Here is a 19,526-nt window from a genome sequence, read left to right as displayed (position 1 = left end):
AACCGTACACAAGAAAGCCAACCTCATAGTGCCTGTCTTTATTGGCATGGGGTTAGGTGCGTTTATCGGTTTACTTGCCTATGTAAAAGACTGGCTATAAAAAAAAGAGACAAAGCCCCTCAAACTGCTTTGTCTCTTTTTCAACACTATATTAGTTTACTTTCTTTCAGTAAATCATAAATGATTGTATCCTTTGTTTTATGAATACCCAATTTACCGATTTGCTTTAAGATAAATGGTGCATCAATATCTGTTAGTTTTTTACCATCCAGCAAACGAGCCGTTGATGCTAATAATGTGCGAACATCAAAGGCAGACGCAAACACCTCTGGCACACCTCGGTCAATCGTTAATAGTTGATAGACTGCCTCCATCGCCGTTCTTACGGAATATTCAGTAGTAAAGACTGTATCTCTTGCGGTTTCGCTGAAGTTGCCAATAAAGGCTAAATTAGCTGATCCTTCTGGCACAACAAGTGGACGATCACCCATTGCTCTTGGCATGAAATAAGAAGTGATGTAAGGCATATAGCATGGAATCGTATTGCAAGAATTTTGTGCAATGTCTGGAATTTCATCCACTGGTACACCCATATGGTATAACCACTCTTGGGCAATCTCAATGCCTGTACATTCCGTAATACTTTTCTTAATAAAATCACCTGGCTTGTTTGATAGTAAGCCATAAATCCAAACAACTAATTGGTCCTTTGGTTGATTTTTAAAGTGAGGTTGTCGGTTCAATGTATAGCTTAGCATCCAATTAGAATCGGTAGCTGTGACAATCCCTCCTGTTACAACCTTACCAGCGTATGGGTCCCTTTTACTGATTTTTTCAATATATGGAGCCACTCGATCATCTAATGTTGTAAGGGTAGCAGAAACAAACCAGCTTTCCTCTGGCAGATTATCGCAGAACTTTTCTGGTCGACCAAACTCTTCACCTTGGGCAGCGATATTTTTCCACAGGGACCAGCTGCCACCTAAATCTTTATTGATAGGGGCTGGCGTATTATTATCCCCGTATGTTGTACTTTCTGTAATACTACCATTTGTCACAAACACTAACTCATTTTCTGTTAGTTCAATATTCTTTTTCACACCATCTTTTCGTAACACCAATGTATGAGCTACTTTCTTGTCTCCTACCTTATCAACTAAAACATTTTCTACAACCGTATTATATTGGAAATCAACATCATGACTTTCTAAGTATTTAATCATTGGCAGCACGAGCGATTCATACTGATTATACTTTGTAAATTTTAAGGCCGATAAATCTGGTAATCCGCCAATATGATGAATGAAACGCATAATATAACGACGCATTTCCATCGCAGAATGCCATTTTTCAAACGCAAACATTGTGGACCAATAGAGCCAAAAGTTCGATTCAAAAAATTCATCTGAGAAAACATCTGTGATTTTTTTATCCTCTAATTTTTCCTCAGGCGTAAAGAATAATTTAATCATTTCTTCTGAGGATTTGTCTGATAAAGTGAACTTGCCATCATCCTCAAGTCTTTGGCCTCTATCCTTCATTAATCGACATTTTGAATAATTAGGATCCTCTTTATTAAGCCAGTAAAATTCATCTAAAACGGAAGCATTTTCTACTTCTAACGAAGGAATGGAACGGAATAAATCCCATAAGCATTCAAAATGATCTTCCATTTCTCGTCCACCGCGAATAATAAACCCTCTCGTCGGATTAAGTATGCCATCAAGACTTCCTCCTGAAATATCTAACTCTTCAAGAATATGAATGTTCTCACCTTTCATTTGGCCATCACGAATTAAAAAACATGCTGCTGACAGTGAGGCTAGTCCCGAGCCAATCAGATAAGCAGACTTTTTATCGACTCCCTCAGGTTTTTTAGGACGTGCGAAAGCTTCATAGTTACCATTGCTGTAATACATATTACCGCCTCCTAATTTATTATTCTAATATAGAATAACACAGGTTATCGACAAAATGGTAAAATGAGCTAATAATTAACAAAAAATTCAAATCCTATAATTGTTCGTTAATTTATCTAGCCTTCTCATTGGACATAGCAAGTATTTGTATTTTTATAAAAGAGAATCAAACAGTAAAAACCTACTTAGCTCCTGCTTAAAAAAGGAAAAATCAATCCAGTATGTCGTTATTAGATTTGCATAATTATTATCTCAATAAATCTTTTTAACCTTTATTCAATATGTTATTATTAACATATATTATATAAATATGGTATTTTTAGTAACACTTCCAGCATAGTGATAAGGAGAGAGGTATTCAAATGGAATGGTTGAATGTTCAAACACTTATTTGGTTGTTTCCTATTTTATTTATTATCCATGATTTTGAAGAAATTATTATGATAGAGAAATGGTTACATCATAATCGTCATAAGCTGTATGAAAGATTACCCCAAAAAATAGCTGATAAAGTGGTAAAACAATTTTCAATGACCACAGCACAATTTGCTGTTGCCGTATTATTTATCTTTTTGTTTGTCAGTCTCTCTACCATTCTGGCTAACTACTATTTCCTAAACGGAGTCGCTTTTACTCTCTATTTTTTCACAGCCGTCACACTTGTTTTCTTTATCCATGCTTTTACCCATATTGGACAATCGCTCTTATTTCGTTCTGTTACTCCAGGAGCTATAACATCAGCCATCATCATTATTCCCTATAGCATTATTTTATTTAAATCTTTGTTTACTAGTGGCATCCTTACTTGGCATATCGTTTTGATAAGCCTGCCTTTTGGCATACTATTTTTCCCCATTGTCTTTACTGCGCATTGGCTAGGAAAAAGAGTGATATAGATACATGTTCATGAAAAGATAGAAAGGAGGCAGGAGAGTGGCAAAAACTCCGATTTATTTAAAGTTGATGATTGCTATTGGGATGGTTATTATCCTAGCTTCGTTGTACTTTTTAAAAGACCATCCTTATTATTTATGGATTAGGTGGACAGGTAATATTTTATTGATCGTAGGCATTGTATGGATGCCGTTTACTAAAGAAACCGATAAAAAACATGTAAATTCTTAGCAGGAGTAAATCTTCTGCTTTTTTTTGCGGTAAATTTACCTACGATTATAATAAAAGTGATAAAATCAGATAAAAAAAGAAGGTCTTTGTATGTTAGAAAAACTAAATGTATTTCTCCAAAAATACATTGCGATCCTGACACCATTAAGTTTAATTGTAGGTGTATTCTTAGAAAGCATTGGACATCATTTATTATTCCTTGTCTCCTGGCTATTTGCCTTCATGACATTCTCAGGAAGCTTACATATGAAATTTAAAGATATAAAAATTTTCATGAAGCATCCAGTTCTCATTTTATTCTCCATCCTTTTTCTTCATCTCTTGATGCCTTTATGGGCTTATTTCTTATCCACCGTTTTGTTCGATGACCATTTGTTGACTATTGGTTTTGTCTTAGCGGTTGCACTTCCAACAGGCGTAACGAGTGTTATTTGGATCAATATTTGCAAAGGGAACTTACCGTTAGGCTTATCAATTATTTTAATTGATACGCTCCTTTCTCCCATCATCCTCCCCTTCATCCTTTATATCGTTTCGGGTGAAAAAATTGAGTTGGATGTGGCATCCCTGATTCTGAATTTACTATGGATGATTGTCTTACCCACGATTTTAGGTATCTTAGTGAATGAACTTTCGAAAGGAGCCATCCCCAAAAAAATCGGTAAAAAACTTGCTCCTTTTTCAAAGCTATGTTTATTTGCGGTCATATTGATTAATAGTAGTGCCATTGCTCCCTACTTAAAGGATATCAACATGCATCTTTTCTTCGTGGTGCTTTTAGTGTTCTTACTTGCAGTCTCAGGCTATCTATTTGCTTACCTCGTAGGCCGATATCTGTTAAAAGACGGTCCACAAATGGCAACCTTTGTTTTTACTGGTGGCATGAGAAATATTGCAGTCGGTGTCATCGTGGCCACAACGTACTTTCCAGGTAAAGTCGCCATGCCTGTTGTGTTCGGTATGCTGTTTCAACAGGTGCTAGCCTCCGTTTTTAGTAAGATGGTAAATCCTTTGTTTAAACCAGATAAGAGCACCGTATAGACGGTGTTCTTATTTTAGGTTTGCACTTATACTAAATAGGAGAAGCTTTTATTTATATTTGAAGGGTGTGCTAATATGTCATACAATTTCCAACTTACATCACCAAAAATATCCCCGAATCTTGACAAAGCAAATTTTCAGGATATTTTTTATGAGGAGGAACCCTATTTAACAAATTGCAAGATTACGGATACGGTCATTGCTCACGAGGATATTGAACGATTAATCGTCTCTAATGTTATCTTTAAAAATGTCACATTCATCGATTGTACCTTTCAAAAAATTGATTTAACGGACGTCATTTTTGAAAACTGTGATTTATCTAACACTAACTTAAGTGAAGGCATCATTCATAGAGTGGCCTTCAAAAACTGTAAACTATTAGGGTTGAATTTAACTGAAGCAAACCTCGGCAATGTTTCATTTGAAAATTGCCTTGCAAACTTAAGTAATTTCCCCGAAGTGCGCTTTAAACAAGTGCTATTTGATAGCACCTCCCTGCAAGGTGCGAATTTTTATGATTGTTTACTTAATAAGGTGGCGTTTCAAGAAAGTGATCTAAATGATGTGGATTTCTCCCAAACTTCCTTAAAAGGAATAGACATCAGTACATGTAAATTTAAAAGACTTCAAGTAACTCCAGAAAGTTTAAATGGGTGTGAAGTCTCTACTGAACAAGCCATAGGTTTTGCTTCATTACTAGGGTTGAAGGTTAAATACTAGTTTAAGGGCTTAAAAGTTCAAGAAAAAAATAAAGCGCTTATCCTTATGCTCGGATAGCGCTCAATTTTTACAATTTGTTAATCTGCTATTTTATCGTCTTTTAGAATTCTATCCTCCTAATTTGCGGGGCTATCCCTCACTTTGAGCGTTCTATCCGCTACTTTTTCAGTTTTATCCTCCACTTTTAGAATTCTATCCTGCTATTTGAGGGCTATCCTCCTCTTTAAGCGTTCTATCCTGCTATTTGAGGGGTATCCTCCACTTTGAGCGTTCTATCCGCTACTTTTTCAGTTTTATCCTACACTTTTAGCATTCTATCCTCCTATTTGAGGCTTATCCGCTACTTTGAACGTTCTATCCGCTACTTTTTCAGGCTTATCCTGCACTTTTAGCATTCTATCCTTCTATTTGAGGCTTATCCTCCACTTTGAGCGTTCTATTCGCTACTTTTTCAGTTTTATCCTACACTTTTAGCATTCTATCCTTCTATTTGAGGGCTATCCTCCACTTTGAGCGTCCTATCCGCTACTTTTTCAGTTTTATCCTGCACTTTTAGCATTCTATCCTGCTATTTGAGGGGTATCCTCTACTTTGAGCGTTCTATCCGCTACTTTTTCAGTTCTATCCTGCACTTTTAGCATTCTATCCTGCTATTTGAAGCTTATCCGCTACTTTGAGCGTTCTATCCGCTACTTTTTCAGTTCTATCCTGCACTTTTAGCATTCTATCCTGCTATTTGAAGCTTATCCGCTACTTTGAGCGTTCTATCCGCTACTTTTTCAGTTTTATCCTACACTTTTAGCATTCTATCCTTCTATTTGAGGCTTATCCTCTACTTTGAGCGTTCTATCCGCTACTTTTTCAGTTCTATCCTGCACTTTTAGCATTCTATCCTGCTATTTGAAGCTTATCCGCTACTTTGAGCGTTCTATCCGCTACTTTTTCAGTTTTATCCTGCACTTTTAGCATTCTATCCTGCTATTTGAGGCTTATCCGCTACTTTGAGCGTTCTATCCGCTACTTTTTCAGTTTTATCCTACACTTTTAGCATTCTATCCTGCTATTTGAGGGCTATCCTCTACTTTGAGCGTTCTATCCGCTACTTTTTCAGTTCTATCCTGCACTTTTAGCATTCTATCCTGCTATTTGAGGCTTATCCTCTACTTTGAGCGTTCTATCCGCTACTTTTTCAGTTCTATCCTGCACTTTTAGCATTCTATCCTTCTATTTGAGGGGTATCCGCTACTTTGAGCGTCCTATCCGCTACATTTTCAGCTCTATCCCCCCTTTTATATAGCATTTCTATATGTTCTATTCCATCTTCTAAATAAACTTCTGATGTCTTTTCAAATCCGAAGCCCTCATAGAATTTTAGCAAATATGCCTGCGCAGAAATGCGGATTGCGTCTTCTCCAATATCATCTAGAATGTAATCAATTGCTCTTTTAACCATTTCCAGAGACAATCCCTTTTTTCTGTAGGTTTGCTTTGTTAATACTCTTCCGATTGCTGCTTCTTCATATGCTATTCCTCTGGGGAGAATCCTTAAATACCCAACTACCTCTCCTTGGTCTTCACCAAATAAATGATAAGCATTTTCGTCTTTTGAATCTAGATCCTGATAGACACATTCTTGCTCTACCACAAAAACTTCCGCACGAACCTTCAGTATCTCATATAGTTCTTTTACGGTTAATTCATCAAATATTTTTATCTTCCAATCCACTTTTATAGCCTCCTATACTATTCAATTTCATAAAGTATAGCAAAAGTAGAATAAAAGTGGATCAGCCCCCTTAAAAGATTAAACTACATATCTATCTAGAAATTTACTTGCGTTACTATTAAACTTCCATAGGATTCCGAATTCTAACTGATAGGTTCTACATCTTTTCTATGAGCAGTTTTCGTTTGGCTAATATCACATATCATCCATCTCAGACCGTTAAATCATTTTCTAATTTTATATTCGTCACTTCTTGTAGAAGCCGCTGGAGGACAGCCGTAAAAATGGCGATAACTAGTGAGACAAAAATGATGAGGAGTCCCACTATTCCAAAAGGAGGATCCATTTTGTTTGTTATAAAATGAAAAAGGGGTGCACCTAAGACATGCAAGCCACTGATTATTATTGCACACCACTTTATGTACTTTAACGCTTTTACAGATAATTCCGAGAACGCTGTATTCGCATCAATGTACCGTAAAAGATTAAAAGCCTGATAGAGAGCAATGTAAAAAGGTACAGCCGATCCATACATCACAATGAAAATGAGATAATTCATTGGGTAAAAATTCGGATACAAACTCGATGCGAAATCAGCCATAGGAGGTACAAAAAATATACATAGGGCAAGAATGGCCATCCCAGCCAGAAGAATCATTACCTTTAAAAAAGATGTTAAACCTGGTTTAACATTCATTGAAAGCACCTCACTTATTTAATGACACTATAAATTTAACACGAAATTTATTGATTAACAATAAATAATAATTGTTTTTAATTATATTATTATTGTTATTTTTATATTTAACATTCATTGAAATATTCACAAGCGCCTTACTACATTAGATTGTAGTAAGGTTATTTAAAAAGCACTTGACCTTCCCCTGCACAGGAAACTGTATACTTGCATTAAGTTATTAGATTGGAGGTGATCGTTTGTTTAAAATCAGTGAATTTTCTAGGCTAAGCAAAGTATCCTTAAAAACATTGCGCTATTATGATCAGATTGGCATATTAAAGCCGAGAAAGGTGGACCATGATACTTGCTACCGATACTATTCAGCAGACCAGCTACTAGAGCTCAATCGGATCTTTCTCTATAAGGAATTGGGGTTTACCTTGCCACAAATTATACGTTTGCTCCACGAAGATATTTCGTTAAAAGATATACAAGGGATGTTTAAGCTGAAAAAAAGTGAGATTCAACATATTATCCAGACGGAACAGGCCAAGCTTTCACGAATTGAAGAACGTATGCAACTTTTAGAACGAGAGGGTCAGGTGGAATCAGATCAAGAAATCCGCATCAAGGCAGTGGATGCTCAGCAATTCCTTTCTTTGAAAGCACGCGGGAGAGAAGAAGATATTCCAGATCTGTTTCGTACATTTAATCAATTACTCACAAAGGAAATGCGCCAATTAGCTCAAAGTCCTCAGGTTGTTTTATGGAAAGAAATAGAGGAGAAAGAAGACGAGTTCGAATTTGAAGTCGGCTATTTTTTAACCAAGGAGCTTTCATCACTCCCTGATACATTTCAACTACGGACTCTTCCTCCTGAGCCAATGATGGCCACAATGACCTTTCGTTCAGATTCTAACTTTGCTTGTACAGCCTGTGTTGATTTAGCTAACTGGATTGTAGAAAATAACTATCAAGTCAAGGAAAACGAACCAGGTAGAGAAATCTATTTACCATTATCTACAACCCAAAACGTCCAATTAATGGAGATACAAATACCTATTATAAATAGCTGAAGGAAGCGTGAATTGAGTTGAAAAATAAGCTGATTATCTATGTTCTATCACTCATTGTTTTCCTAATCGGAACCGTTGAGTACATTATCACAGGCGTTATTGAAATGATTGCCGTCGACTTTGGAGTAACGATTTCAGAAGCGGGGTTATTGGTTACTTTATTTGCCCTAGCAGCAGCCATTTTCGCTCCAATTCTCATTGCGCTCACGATCAATGTGGATCGCAAAAAGTTGCTTATGGCTACCGTTAGTGTGTTCATTATTAGTAACGGATTCATGTTTATCAGCTCTTCTTTTGAGTACGCACTAGGGATACGAATTATTCAAGGGGTTCGCGGAGGAATTGCTACAGTGGTAGCTATGGCAGTAGCTACTCGATTAGTTGAAAAAGAACGAAGAGGCCGTGCTATCGGCATCATTTTGATGGGACTAAGCAGTTCGCTCGTGCTGGGTGTTCCAATTGGCACATTTTTTAGCGAAATATTTGGATGGAGAGTTTTATTTATGCTGATCGGTTTATTAACTATTCTTCCACTGCTTATCATCTATAAAAAAATTCCAGTTATCAAGGAGGAAGAAGCTGTTACACTCAGGTCGCAGCTTTCGATTTTAAAAGATTCAAAAATTCTAACTGCCCTGGCGATTACTTTATTTTATGTCGGTGGCTACGCTACCCTATTTACTTATATTACGCCTTTCTTGCAAGCCACATCCCCTCTTTCTATGACTGAAATTAGTGGCATTCTATTTTTAGCTGGCATCTGTAGCTTTCTTGGCTCAAGAGTGGGCGGGCAATTGGCTGATGCAAAGGGTTCGCGTTTTACCATTTGTTTTGGATTGCTGTTACAAGCAGTAACGCTCCTCTTATTCGCACTAGCTGGTATCAATCTCTTTGTATTGATCTTGATTTTAATGATTTTTATGGTAGCAACTTGGAGTATTTCTCCTGCCCAGCAGCTCCTTCTTGTTACACTAGTACCTCGAAATCCAGACATTGCCCTAAGCATAAATACCTCCTTTATCCAATTCGGTTTTGCACTGGGGTCTGCATTAGGTGGGTTTGTCATCAGTCATACCTCTGTCCTAAATTTGAATTGGGTCGGTTTTGGTACTGTAAGCATGGCTTTATTCCTTGCTATCTGGCTATTCCAAAAATTGAATAGTAGAGTTGAAACCCCTATTATTACTAAAGTCAAATATTAATTTTTTTATCCTACCTTTATATTGAAAATGGCATATTCAATATAAAGGTAGCTTTTCTAAATATGTACTCTTGATTAAAAACATTTATATTTAAAAAATAACAGGTAAAAGCCCGATTGGATATACCTGTGGCAGCTTCCACATCAATGCCATAGAGTGAGCAAAAGTTTCGTCTCTCTGCTATTCCTTCCTTTTTAATAATAATCTTGATCTTCAAGAATTTTTTAGGCAATGGATCGCAAACTTTTCTAAAAAGTTCCATTTAAAATCATCTGTGGTAAAAATAGAGATATACTGGTATATTATAGGTTATATTCTATTTATTTCATGAAGGATGGTGCGTTGATGGATAAAACACTGGAAGATTTACAAAAGGAAATGATCGTTGAAGTAAAAAAGGGATTTCCCATTTTACTTTCTGGTGCGGTTGTCTTTTTACTTTTTACTCTAATGCCCTTAGTTTTGCCAATCGAAGCAGTTCGTTTAAGTTGGATATTTGGCTTAGGTGCCATTTTCCCTATCGGTTTAGGTATTAGTAAAATTCTTGGGATTAATTTAAACGCTACTGGCAATCCTTTAGGGACGTTAGGAGGAATCGTTGCCGCTCCTCAAGCTTTTTACATACCTGTATTTATCATTGTGTATATGAACATACCTGAATATCTTCCCTTTACAATTGGTTTACTTGCAGGCTCTCATTTTCTGCCATACATATGGATTTATAAAAGTAAGGCTTATTTATTTGTGACTCTAGGCGTCTGCTTTTCTGCTCTGATTTTAGGTGGCTTCTTTGTCGATCAAGCCTTCACACTTGTACCTTTAGCCATTTCTATTGTGTATGGAATGGGCGTTCTTTTAATTCTAAGAGAACTTAAAGTCAATCCGATTTAATCACCTTCCTCTAGGTGATTTTTTTAATATTCCAGACCTCTTTTAATCTGAGAAAAAAGGATTCATTTCCTATCCCGTGCTTGTTCCTATACAATAAACCTATTAATAAATGAAAGGATGTATAGATGTGCGATTTCCATATCGTAATGATCTTAGGAAAACGTTAATACCTTACCTAAGCACACTTGATGAGACGTTTTGGTTTAAGACATCTGAGTTTTATCCAAATAATGTAGCATGGATTATTTCTCATTTATCAAGTAGCGAAGACTATTGGGTGAATGAAATTGGACTTAAAAATCCTTGTATATTAAACCTTCACGATGATTGTTCGCCTAAGGAAATACTAGATAGCTATATTCAAATTAGAAATTATACGGATGACATTCTACATACATTAGACGAATCGCAGCTCAATGAAATAGTCGAGGTGCCGAAGTTTTCCGATGGTTGGACGCCACCTTCCGTCCCTACACTTAACTGGTTGTTTCATCATGTTTACTCACATGAAGCTTACCATGTTGGGCAAATCTCTGTTATCGCGCATCTTAGTGGATTGCCAAAGCCTTTATTTTAATAAAAGGCAACGCAATGAAAGAAACAGCTTTTTAAATGGAGGAACAGTAATTTGAAAAAATTTCGTGGGAAAAGGCGTTATTTCCGTAACTTATGGCGACAAACAACCACAGAGCTATCTATTGTAGACTTTGACGAAGAAGGTTGGTTTAATTTGTGGCACACTCACCTTGATTTTTACGGGTACGGCAATGATGGTTTAAAGATAAGAAGAGAGCACATCAAAGCACATATAGCCCTATATAACCGCTTATCAGAAAGGCTCTCGACATTCGGAAAACCTTATCAAATATGGATGGAGTTTGTAGAGGAGGATGCTGGTTTGGATTCAGTTAATATCCATACACCTAATCCCGCTGAGGATAATTTCCCACTAACAATAGCAAATGTAGATTGGAATTGCCCTGTCCCCAAATTCCTTAAGGATTTAATCAACTTGAATGAGTGGAATGTAGGGCACTATAAGCGGGTATCCACTAACAGCTATTTCATCCAGTCTAATTATAATGAAATAAAATTGTAAGGTCGGAAACCATTTGTGGGTTTCCGACCATTTCCTTTAATCCAGATATTCTTGAGCTAGTTGCTGATTTTTATAGATGGCCATACCTGTTTTCAATTTTCTAAAGCCCATTTTTGCATAAAACGGTTCATTCCCTGTTGTGGCGATTAACTGAATGCAGGATACCTCCCTTAACTGTGCGATCATATCCTCCAGAAGTAAACGTGCAATCCCTGTGCCTTGATAGGCTTGATGCACAACCACATCGTAAATGGCGGCATTAAATACGCCATCTGACAAAGCTCTAGCAAAGCCCACTATTTTTCCATCTACCACGGCGAAAACTTGATGTGTGCTTGCATCGAAAACTTGTTTGATAATCTGTTCATCATGTTTCATCCAGCCTACAGATTGATAGACCTCCTTTATGATTGGCAAATCCTTCTCTTCCATCTCGTATTGAAGTATTACCATTTTCATCCCCCTCTTTTTGCTTTCATGAAATCTCCCTATGAAAACGATGTGTATTCTATTATACTAATAAAAAATGACTTGAGGATGGTGGGATTATTATGATGTTTGCTCCATTATTTGAACAGGACGTACCAGCACTTCTTCTTCCTTAACGGTAGAAGCGCTTTTTCTCCGTTAAGGGCATAGGTATCTATGAAAACGGAGGAAAAAAATATGAGAAATCTAATAATCGGTGCCATCTTTTTATCGCTTGCTGCGAGTATTTGGGGTGCCATGTATGTAGTTGTTAAAGTAGTGGTGGAGGTTGTGCCACCATTAGAGCTTGTTTGGATGCGATATTTGATCGCGGTAATTGCACTCGGGATCATTGGAATCATGATGAGGCAATCCTGGAAAATAGCTAAAAAAGATTGGCTGATCATCTTTCTTGTTGGCCTTATTGGGAACACGATTTCAATTGTGACACAGGAAATGGGCACAATGCTATCCACCGCGCAGATGGGGGCAATTATTACTGCTACAACCCCTGCTTTTATGGTTGTCTTCGCCCGTTTGATTTTAAAAGAAAGCATTACGCTGAAAAAATGCTTCTCTATTACTCTTGCCACGATTGGTGTCGGGATCGTTGTAGGCAATGGTCAAATCGATGTGACACAGCAATTAGGTGGACTCTATTTACTGCTTGCTGCCTTAACGTGGGCATTGATGTCGGTATTCGTCAAAAAGGTACCAAGCCATTACTCACAAATTGTTGTCACAACCTATACATCTATGATTGCCGTGATGTTATTGACCCCTTTTGTCCTTCCAAGGCTAAAGAATTTAGATCTGGCAAGTGTTTTACAACCGACCATTTCAGGCGGCTTGCTTTACTTAGGCATTATCTCAACAGCTGGTGGTTTTTTATTGTGGAATAAAGGGCTTCAACTAATGAATGCGTCTAGTGGCGGCTTATTTTTCTTCTTTCAACCGATTGTTGGCACATTTTTAGGCTGGCACTTATTGGGAGAGACGATTGGGCTTTCCTTTTGGATAGGCTCCCTATTAATTTTTAGCGGCGTTTTTATTGTCATTCGAGACGAATAAAACGAAGTGCGTTTCTATGTTAGATAGAGACGCACTTTTTATGTTGGCTCAGCTTATGGTCATTGAACGTCATGTTTGCACATATATTGCAAATGCCTAAAGGAGCTGATATTCTGAACATCTTTTTAGTGAACTTAAAGGATTTTACTTTATTAATTTTTTTACTTGCTAGTATGGTCTATTGTCGACAGCTAAAATTAACGAGGTGGCAACGAAGATTATCGATTGGTGAATGGAGCATGTACATCCTGCTCTCTATTGCCCTTCCCCTTTATGCAGTGCTTTATCTTGCTTTTCTTTTAGGAGCATAGGAAAATAAGACATCATAGGCTATTTTTGGAGGGATTTCATGTTTCAAACAATCGATCATTTTTTACAGTCTTGGGCATATGAAGCCGCTGCTACGCAAAAATTACTTAATCACCTTACAGATGAATCGCTACATCAGGCAATCACTCCCGACAACTGGACTTTAGGACGCGTTGCTTGGCACACGGTTACTGCAATTCGAATTATTACCTCGAATACGAATTTAGCGTTTGAAGCCCCAGCAAAGGATTTTCCAGTTCCTACTTCTGCTCGGTTCATTGCAGACGGCTATCACCAAGCGAGTGAAGCCTTAGTGGAAGCGATACAATCGCAATGGACTGACAAGACAATGACTGAAACAATTGAATTTATTGGTCAACAAATGCCCAATGGTTCCCTGTTATTATTTTTGCTACAGCATCAAAGTCATCATCGCGGTCAAATGACGGTTCTGATGCGTCAGGCTGGTTTAAGTGTTCCAGGTATTTATGGTCCAGCGAAAGAGGAATGGGCTCAGTTTGGGTTGGAAGCTCCTCAAATGTAGCTAAGCCTGTACCAAATATAAAGAGGCTGTCCATTTTAAGACAACCTCTTTTATTTATTGACTATAAAGATGCTAGCCAGTTATTAGTATCAGCGATGGTTGGGTTAGCGAGATAATGTCCGCCTTCAATTTGCAGTGTTTGGCCCGTCATAAATTTTGATTCGTCAGAGGCTAAAAATACAACTGCATGACCAATATCATCCGCTTCCCCATGATAGGGTAGCGCATTAAATTTCGCATAAATGGCCAGCATTTTTTCTGGCATATTGTTTTTCGCGGCAGGTGTTAATATAAGATCTGGTGCAACCGCATTACAACGGATATGATCCTTCCCAAATTGTGTGGCAATGTTTCTCGTCATATTCACCACACCTGCTTTTGTTGCCCCATAGGCTGTACGTATTTGGTCACTGGCGAATGCAGCCATAGAAGCCGTATTAATAATTGAGCCCCCGCCCGCTTTTTGCATATGTGGAATGGCAAAACGACTTCCTAGTAATATGGATTTTAAATTCACATTGACTAAGCGGTCCCACTCATCTAAATCAATATTTAATATATCTAAATCTTTCTTCAGGTTAGTTAGACCAACATTATTAAAGAGCACCGTTAATGAGCCGTATCTTTCTACAGTGAAGTTCACGGCCGCTTCAATGGAGGAAGCATCCCCTGCATCAAGGAAAACGGCTGCTGCCTCATACCCATTATTGACTAAAGTTGCTGCTGCTTCTTTCGCACCCTCTACATTAAAATCAGCAATGACTACTTTTGCGCCCTCTTTTGCTAACAAGCTAGCTGCCGATAAACCAATACCAGAAGCCCCACCTGTTACTAATGCCACTTTATTTTTTACTCGATCCATTTTCAATTCCTCCTTCAAATCACACGAAAAAGAGCAAATTAGCTCTCCTAACGTAAAATAGTTTAACATTAAACTATTTAATTTTAAACTAATAACCTTTAGCATTTTATAGCTCCACTGTGAACTTGTTGATTTTACAAAGATCATGAAGATGGCATAAATGATTCACTAAACATTCTCTATGTTTATAACGCAGTTAATTTCAGGAATAAAGATATCACCAATCAGGAAACATCCAATCTTTTCGTTCAAATAGCCAATTCAGTCAAGTCAAATGAAGTATATGTTCCTTCATCTATACAATGAATAAGTTGTTATGCTATAATACTTTAGAAAACCTCAAAGGGTATCAACCAATTCTGAGCTACAGTGATGCTTATCGCTGTAGTTTTTTCTATGCTATCATTTCCTTAAACTTACATTACGAGGTGAGATTATGGAAACAAATACATATCGTTGTAAAGCCTGTGGCGGTCAATCTTTTTCTGAAGGAAAATTAGATGGCTATGCTGCTTTAAGACCCGTGAATACCAGCTTTTCCTCAGGCTCACTCCTTATTTTCACTGTTTGTACGCAATGTGGAGAAATTGCCTCTATTAAAGCCACAAAACCTGAAAAGTTTAAGTAGAAAACAAGAGAGCACCATTTCAATAATGAAATTTGCTCTCTTGCTTTATGTTTCTTTCTTATTCTTCTTTCCCCATTGATATGGCTTTTTGGACCAATTCCACATCCAAACAAAGAAATAGATGATGACCATTGTGATGACCATCATTGTCACATTTTCTCCCCATGCAATCGGCTCATGCTTCCTCCATTGATTCATCGTTCTAACAATGAAGTACAGAAAAGGATAGATAAAATAACCTACTTGATCCCGTCGCATCTAAGATCGCCCCCCCTTTTAGAAAAGATGAAAAGATGAGTTTCCCTACTCACCAATCATTGTCGCAAGCTTCATCATCGTTTTCCAATTGCGAGCTGTAGCGGGCACCTCTAGCTTAGGCAGTTGTTGACTAAGCTTGGCATTGCGAATGCTATCGTGAAATAACAGATAGACATCTCTCCCCTTGATAATGCAGCGCTCTTTTTCACTTACATATTGTAATAACTTAGCTCCGTTCTCTTCAGTTGGAACTGTTGAAAGTAGTGCAACATGGAGACTTTCCCCTGTAGCTGTAGCACTTGCATCTGCTAAGTCTTGTTCTGAGAAAGGACAATTGTTCACAATAGAGCGGAATTCTTCAGCTGTACGGATAATTACTGTACTCGTGATAGTGAAGGTACTTTGGATGGTCTCTTGAATTTGCTGTTGCAAAAATTCTTCTGATTCACTCGATTCAAACAGGATATTGCCACTTTGAATATATGTCCGAATGTTTTGGAGCCCCAGTGGTTGCAACGCGTTTCTCAATTCAGCCATTTTTAATTTATTGTGCCCACCTACATTAATACCTCTTAAAAGTGCTACGTATTTAGTCATTCGCTTCCACCTTTCCTGTTATCTATAGTATAGCAAGAGTTAGGGAATAATAGGAAAAAACTGCACCCTTTGACGGAAGGTGCAGCTTGATTGATTATATTAAACGGTAGATGTCGTCTATTAAACGATCCACATTTTCTTTGGTCGTAGCCCAGCTTGTGCAAAAGCGCACAACCGTATGGGTATCATCGTATGCTTCCCAAATGGAGAAGGAATATTTTTCTTCTAACGTTGGAAGTAGATGGTTTGGTAAAATTGGAAATTGCTGATTTGTTTTTGAATCATAGCGCATTGCGAAGCCTTTATCGAGAAATGCCTGTCGTATAAGCATTGCCATATCTACCGCATGATGCGAAATATCCATATAGAGCGTATCTTCAAATAGCGTTTCGAACTGAATGCCTAATAATCGGCCTTTGGCAAGCAGCCCTCCTCTTTGCTTGATCATGTAGCGGAAATCCTTTTGGTACGCAGGATTCACGATCACGACTGCTTCCCCAAATAATGCCCCCATTTTAGTGCCACCAATATAAAATACATCACAAAGCTTAGCGATGTCAGCAAGTGATAAATCACTGTCCTGTGCCACGAGACCATAGCCTAAACGAGCACCATCGATAAACAGCGGTAAACCACATTCTCGACAAACTTCACGTAAGGCGGTTAATTCTGCCTTACTATAGGTCGTACCATTTTCTGTAGGATGAGATATGTACACTAAGCCTGGCTGCACCATATGCTCATGTGTGCTATCCTGCCAGTGTGCATCATAGCAGGCTTTCACCTGTGCCGCAGTTAGTTTGCCATCATCGCTAGATAATGTCAGCACCTTATGACCCGTTGCCTCAATAGCTCCTGTTTCATGCACCGCAATATGCCCTGTACTCGCTGCAATGACGCCCTGATGAGGACGCAAAATAGACGCTATCACGGTTGTATTCGTTTGTGTACCTCCAACTAAAAAGTGAATGTCTGCCTGCTCCGCTGCAATCGCTTTTTTTATATAGGCTCTTGCTTTTTCGGAATGCTCATCCATACCATACCCTGGAGATTGTTCTTCATTTGTTGCCACTAACCGCTGCAAAATTTGTGGATGGGCACCTTCTGCATAATCATTTTCGAATCGTATCATATCTACTGCTACCTCCAAATTCTCTCTATCTATTCCTCATTTTCATTTACAACCTTATTAACATAATATTTTATGATTTGTTGGTCTGGTGGACTCATTTTCTCAGGTAAATGGTGCAGTGGAAAGAATTTTATAGCAGTTGCCTCGTCTTGATCATAGTTTATCAAACCTGTAAAACTACGACATTCATAGGCAGCAATAACATTAAATACCTCATCCCCATGAGGATATTGATAATAAAATTCTTGACCAGAAAACATTTTTAGAAACATTAAGGATTCAGGCATCAATCCACTTTCCTCATACATTTCACGCAAGGCCACCTCTTCCAGAGACTCGCCTAATTCCATCGAACCACCGATCAGCCCCCAACATTTATTATCCTTTCGTAGCTGAAGGAGTAGCTCATTGTTTTCATTGATTATAAGTATACTCGCACCCACCATAATGAGGGGCTGAGTTCCAATTTTTTGTCGTAAATCCATTATATAACCCATCTTTCTCCTCCCCAATTATCCATTTCTTAATTTCTTGTATTCATATATTACGGTATTTTGTCCCTTTTACGCTATTTGTTTATCTAAAAATACTGTCATTGCCTTTTATCTAAAATAACAGTTCATCTCTCCTCATACAATATGCTGAAATTGTTCTTCAAAAGTAAGAGGCATCATAGTTTAGTCGAGGATGCTTTATTAAAGCTGTTCGGTTTTCTCTACAACGGAAGAGATCAGAGAGAAGCTGATCTCCTATTCTTTAATAACGCTATAAAAATTTCCTCTCAGTTCGATTACTTTGAAGTCTCTTTAGGGGAGGTTCATCTACAGGTGTATCGCTTGGAGCTTACTATGGAGCGGCTTCTCCTTAGTTTGGATCACCTCAACCAAATTTCCTAGCAAGTTCTCCATAATTAGAAGGTTGACCTTCATTCCCCGCCGGAGCCACAGGATGAGTCACTCGAAGTAGCACTAGTATCAGCACACTGTTGGCTGTCTTGGGAGGAAAGATGGGCATCATTTGTTGAAAAATCGTTTGTGGAATGGATATGATGGTTATGCTCGTTTGATTTGCTGTGAATTTTATTTGCATTACTGATGATGCCTATGACAACGACAACCCCAACAAACACGATAAATATAATCATTTATTCCAGCTCCTTTCAGTCATACTATAAATTGTAACATTAAATCAACGCTCGGTAGTACAGTTCTATGTAAAATGGCAATAGATAAAATAACACCACAATCGAAAATGATTGTGGTGTTCACGTTATGATTGCGATTTGCGTGTGGCAGATTTTTTTGAACGATTTCCTTCGTTCGAGTTTTTCTTTTGCTCTTGTGTTAAAGCATTTTCTTCGCGCACATCTAAATCATCTGGACTTAAATCTGTCGCTAATTCCGCCAACTCTGACTGACGTTTATATTGCTTGCCCTTTGTCAAAATGATCACCTCCAAGTAGTATTACATTGCCCTATTTGGTTTGATCTATTCCTGCGACGGTATGAAATGATTATTTCTAGCTAAACTAATTGCACCATCTGCTGGTTCAAAAGATGGTGATATGCTTGTAAATCTTGCTCATATAATTTCTGATAGGTCGCTAGGCTATGCTGTTTGATATAGTCAAAGTCCTCTTCAGGAACTAGGTGATGTGTACGGTTAAGCATCCATGCGTTTTCCCAAGCCGTTTGCTCAAATTGAATATTCATTTCATGTTCTTCAATCAGCATGGCTAAGAGTTGTTCCTGATGATATATTTCTTTTAAGGTATGTTGCTTTTTCATCGTAAAGATTTCAATTGTACGTGGAAGTGATGCCTGTAATGCTTCTCGATCTACTGCATGACCTAACTCATGCAGGGTCATTGTTTTGACATAAATTTCAAGTGAAGTTGGAAGCATTAGTTCATTTCTTGCCTCTACTAATCGTTTCGCATCAAATCCTACATAGTCCCCAATAAAGTTATAACTCATATTAATACCTGAATCATCTTGTTTTATCTTGACCGTCATGTTCACAGCCTGCACGACGGATTGAATTACCTGAAATAGTTCTTTTTCTTTAATTTGCGTCATTCTCTCGATCCTCATTTCCTCTAAAAACAAATAGAAGCGGATTAAATATATACTACAATTAGGAGAAATTCAACAAATTAATCCTGTGGATGGAGAGG

23 protein-coding genes are annotated in these 19,526 nt (G+C 37.8%); 12 read left to right on the top strand and 11 right to left on the bottom strand.

What is annotated here, in order from left to right; all coding sequences use genetic code 11:
- Positions 1–146: 146 nt before the first annotated feature.
- A complete protein-coding gene (locus MHB39_RS10335) occupies positions 147–1,919 on the bottom strand; it encodes an oleate hydratase (protein ID WP_054549388.1) in 1,773 nt (590 codons plus the stop codon).
- Between the two features lie 362 nt (positions 1,920–2,281).
- Between MHB39_RS10335 and MHB39_RS10330 the strand changes: the two genes are divergently transcribed.
- From MHB39_RS10330 to MHB39_RS10315, 4 genes are all read left to right on the top strand, one after another.
- A complete protein-coding gene (locus MHB39_RS10330; protein WP_342546591.1) occupies positions 2,282–2,815 on the top strand; it encodes an HXXEE domain-containing protein in 534 nt (177 codons plus the stop codon).
- Between the two features lie 37 nt (positions 2,816–2,852).
- Positions 2,853–3,044, top strand: a complete 192-nt coding sequence (locus MHB39_RS10325) for a hypothetical protein (protein WP_258858773.1) — start codon at positions 2,853–2,855, stop codon at positions 3,042–3,044.
- 90 nt (positions 3,045–3,134) lie between these two features.
- The gene (locus MHB39_RS10320) at positions 3,135–4,085 is read left to right on the top strand and encodes a bile acid:sodium symporter family protein (RefSeq protein ID WP_339280873.1); all 951 of its coding nucleotides are present in this window, start codon (positions 3,135–3,137) and stop codon (positions 4,083–4,085) included.
- A gap of 75 nt (positions 4,086–4,160) precedes the next feature.
- Positions 4,161–4,808 carry a pentapeptide repeat-containing protein gene (locus MHB39_RS10315; protein WP_339280872.1) on the top strand — a complete coding sequence of 216 codons (648 nt, stop codon included), beginning with the start codon at positions 4,161–4,163 and terminating at the stop codon, positions 4,806–4,808.
- 1,216 nt (positions 4,809–6,024) lie between these two features.
- On the opposite strand, the gene MHB39_RS10310 is transcribed toward MHB39_RS10315, so the two are convergent.
- Together MHB39_RS10310 and MHB39_RS10305 are read right to left on the bottom strand one after the other, a co-directional pair.
- Positions 6,025–6,534, bottom strand: a complete 510-nt coding sequence (locus tag MHB39_RS10310; protein WP_342546588.1) for a GNAT family N-acetyltransferase — start codon at positions 6,532–6,534, stop codon at positions 6,025–6,027.
- Positions 6,535–6,745: 211 nt separating this feature from the next.
- Positions 6,746–7,231, bottom strand: a complete 486-nt coding sequence (locus MHB39_RS10305; RefSeq protein ID WP_342546586.1) for a DUF2975 domain-containing protein — start codon at positions 7,229–7,231, stop codon at positions 6,746–6,748.
- 239 nt (positions 7,232–7,470) lie between these two features.
- Between MHB39_RS10305 and MHB39_RS10300 the strand changes: the two genes are divergently transcribed.
- From MHB39_RS10300 to MHB39_RS10280, 5 genes are all read left to right on the top strand, one after another.
- Complete coding sequence (locus MHB39_RS10300) at positions 7,471–8,289, top strand: MerR family transcriptional regulator (protein WP_342546585.1); 819 nt, start codon at positions 7,471–7,473, stop codon at positions 8,287–8,289.
- Between the two features lie 17 nt (positions 8,290–8,306).
- Positions 8,307–9,491, top strand: a complete 1,185-nt coding sequence (locus MHB39_RS10295; protein WP_342546583.1) for an MFS transporter — start codon at positions 8,307–8,309, stop codon at positions 9,489–9,491.
- A gap of 345 nt (positions 9,492–9,836) precedes the next feature.
- Positions 9,837–10,382: a hypothetical protein gene (locus MHB39_RS10290; protein WP_048393824.1), complete on the top strand. Its 546-nt coding sequence runs from the start codon at positions 9,837–9,839 to the stop codon at positions 10,380–10,382.
- 127 nt (positions 10,383–10,509) lie between these two features.
- Positions 10,510–10,959 (top strand): DinB family protein, encoded by a 450-nt coding sequence (locus tag MHB39_RS10285; protein WP_342546581.1) that lies wholly within the window; start codon positions 10,510–10,512, stop codon positions 10,957–10,959.
- Between the two features lie 51 nt (positions 10,960–11,010).
- A complete protein-coding gene (locus MHB39_RS10280) occupies positions 11,011–11,481 on the top strand; it encodes a hypothetical protein (RefSeq protein WP_279494757.1) in 471 nt (156 codons plus the stop codon).
- A gap of 36 nt (positions 11,482–11,517) precedes the next feature.
- On the opposite strand, the gene MHB39_RS10275 is transcribed toward MHB39_RS10280, so the two are convergent.
- On the bottom strand, positions 11,518–11,934 hold the full coding sequence (locus tag MHB39_RS10275) for a GNAT family N-acetyltransferase (RefSeq protein ID WP_279494756.1): 417 nt from the start codon (positions 11,932–11,934) through the stop codon (positions 11,518–11,520).
- Between the two features lie 213 nt (positions 11,935–12,147).
- Here MHB39_RS10275 and MHB39_RS10270 point away from each other — a divergent pair, with 213 nt between their 5' ends.
- Positions 12,148–13,020: a DMT family transporter gene (locus MHB39_RS10270; protein WP_342546578.1), complete on the top strand. Its 873-nt coding sequence runs from the start codon at positions 12,148–12,150 to the stop codon at positions 13,018–13,020.
- A 349-nt stretch (positions 13,021–13,369) separates the two neighbouring features.
- Entirely contained in the window at positions 13,370–13,873 is a 504-nt protein-coding gene (locus tag MHB39_RS10265) for a DinB family protein (protein WP_342546577.1), read from the top strand.
- Positions 13,874–13,934: 61 nt separating this feature from the next.
- Here MHB39_RS10265 and MHB39_RS10260 read toward each other — a convergent pair whose 3' ends face one another.
- Positions 13,935–14,735, bottom strand: coding sequence for an SDR family NAD(P)-dependent oxidoreductase (locus MHB39_RS10260; RefSeq protein ID WP_342546576.1), 801 nt, complete (start codon positions 14,733–14,735; stop codon positions 13,935–13,937).
- A gap of 436 nt (positions 14,736–15,171) precedes the next feature.
- On the opposite strand from MHB39_RS10260, the gene MHB39_RS10255 reads away from it, so the two are divergent.
- Complete coding sequence (locus MHB39_RS10255) at positions 15,172–15,363, top strand: hypothetical protein (RefSeq protein ID WP_016991486.1); 192 nt, start codon at positions 15,172–15,174, stop codon at positions 15,361–15,363.
- 45 nt (positions 15,364–15,408) lie between these two features.
- Here MHB39_RS10255 and MHB39_RS10250 read toward each other — a convergent pair whose 3' ends face one another.
- The 6 genes from MHB39_RS10250 to MHB39_RS10225 form a co-directional block, all read right to left on the bottom strand.
- On the bottom strand, positions 15,409–15,621 hold the full coding sequence (locus tag MHB39_RS10250; protein ID WP_342546574.1) for a hypothetical protein: 213 nt from the start codon (positions 15,619–15,621) through the stop codon (positions 15,409–15,411).
- Positions 15,622–15,666: 45 nt separating this feature from the next.
- Positions 15,667–16,218, bottom strand: coding sequence for a DUF1697 domain-containing protein (locus MHB39_RS10245; protein ID WP_342546571.1), 552 nt, complete (start codon positions 16,216–16,218; stop codon positions 15,667–15,669).
- 94 nt (positions 16,219–16,312) lie between these two features.
- Positions 16,313–17,350: an aminotransferase class V-fold PLP-dependent enzyme gene (locus MHB39_RS10240; RefSeq protein WP_342546570.1), complete on the bottom strand. Its 1,038-nt coding sequence runs from the start codon at positions 17,348–17,350 to the stop codon at positions 16,313–16,315.
- 29 nt (positions 17,351–17,379) lie between these two features.
- Positions 17,380–17,847, bottom strand: a complete 468-nt coding sequence (locus tag MHB39_RS10235) for an NUDIX hydrolase (protein ID WP_036080957.1) — start codon at positions 17,845–17,847, stop codon at positions 17,380–17,382.
- Positions 17,848–18,619: 772 nt separating this feature from the next.
- Positions 18,620–18,802: a hypothetical protein gene (locus tag MHB39_RS10230; protein ID WP_243456430.1), complete on the bottom strand. Its 183-nt coding sequence runs from the start codon at positions 18,800–18,802 to the stop codon at positions 18,620–18,622.
- 71 nt (positions 18,803–18,873) lie between these two features.
- Positions 18,874–19,428 (bottom strand): integrase, encoded by a 555-nt coding sequence (locus tag MHB39_RS10225; protein ID WP_258858787.1) that lies wholly within the window; start codon positions 19,426–19,428, stop codon positions 18,874–18,876.
- Positions 19,429–19,526 lie beyond the last annotated feature (98 nt).

Source organism: Lysinibacillus sp. FSL K6-4013 (genome assembly GCF_038630435.1).
Lineage (GTDB): Bacteria > Bacillota > Bacilli > Bacillales_A > Planococcaceae > Lysinibacillus > Lysinibacillus boronitolerans.
The sequence above is the reverse complement of the archived record's forward strand: the minus strand, read 5'-3'. Positions and strand labels throughout refer to the sequence as shown.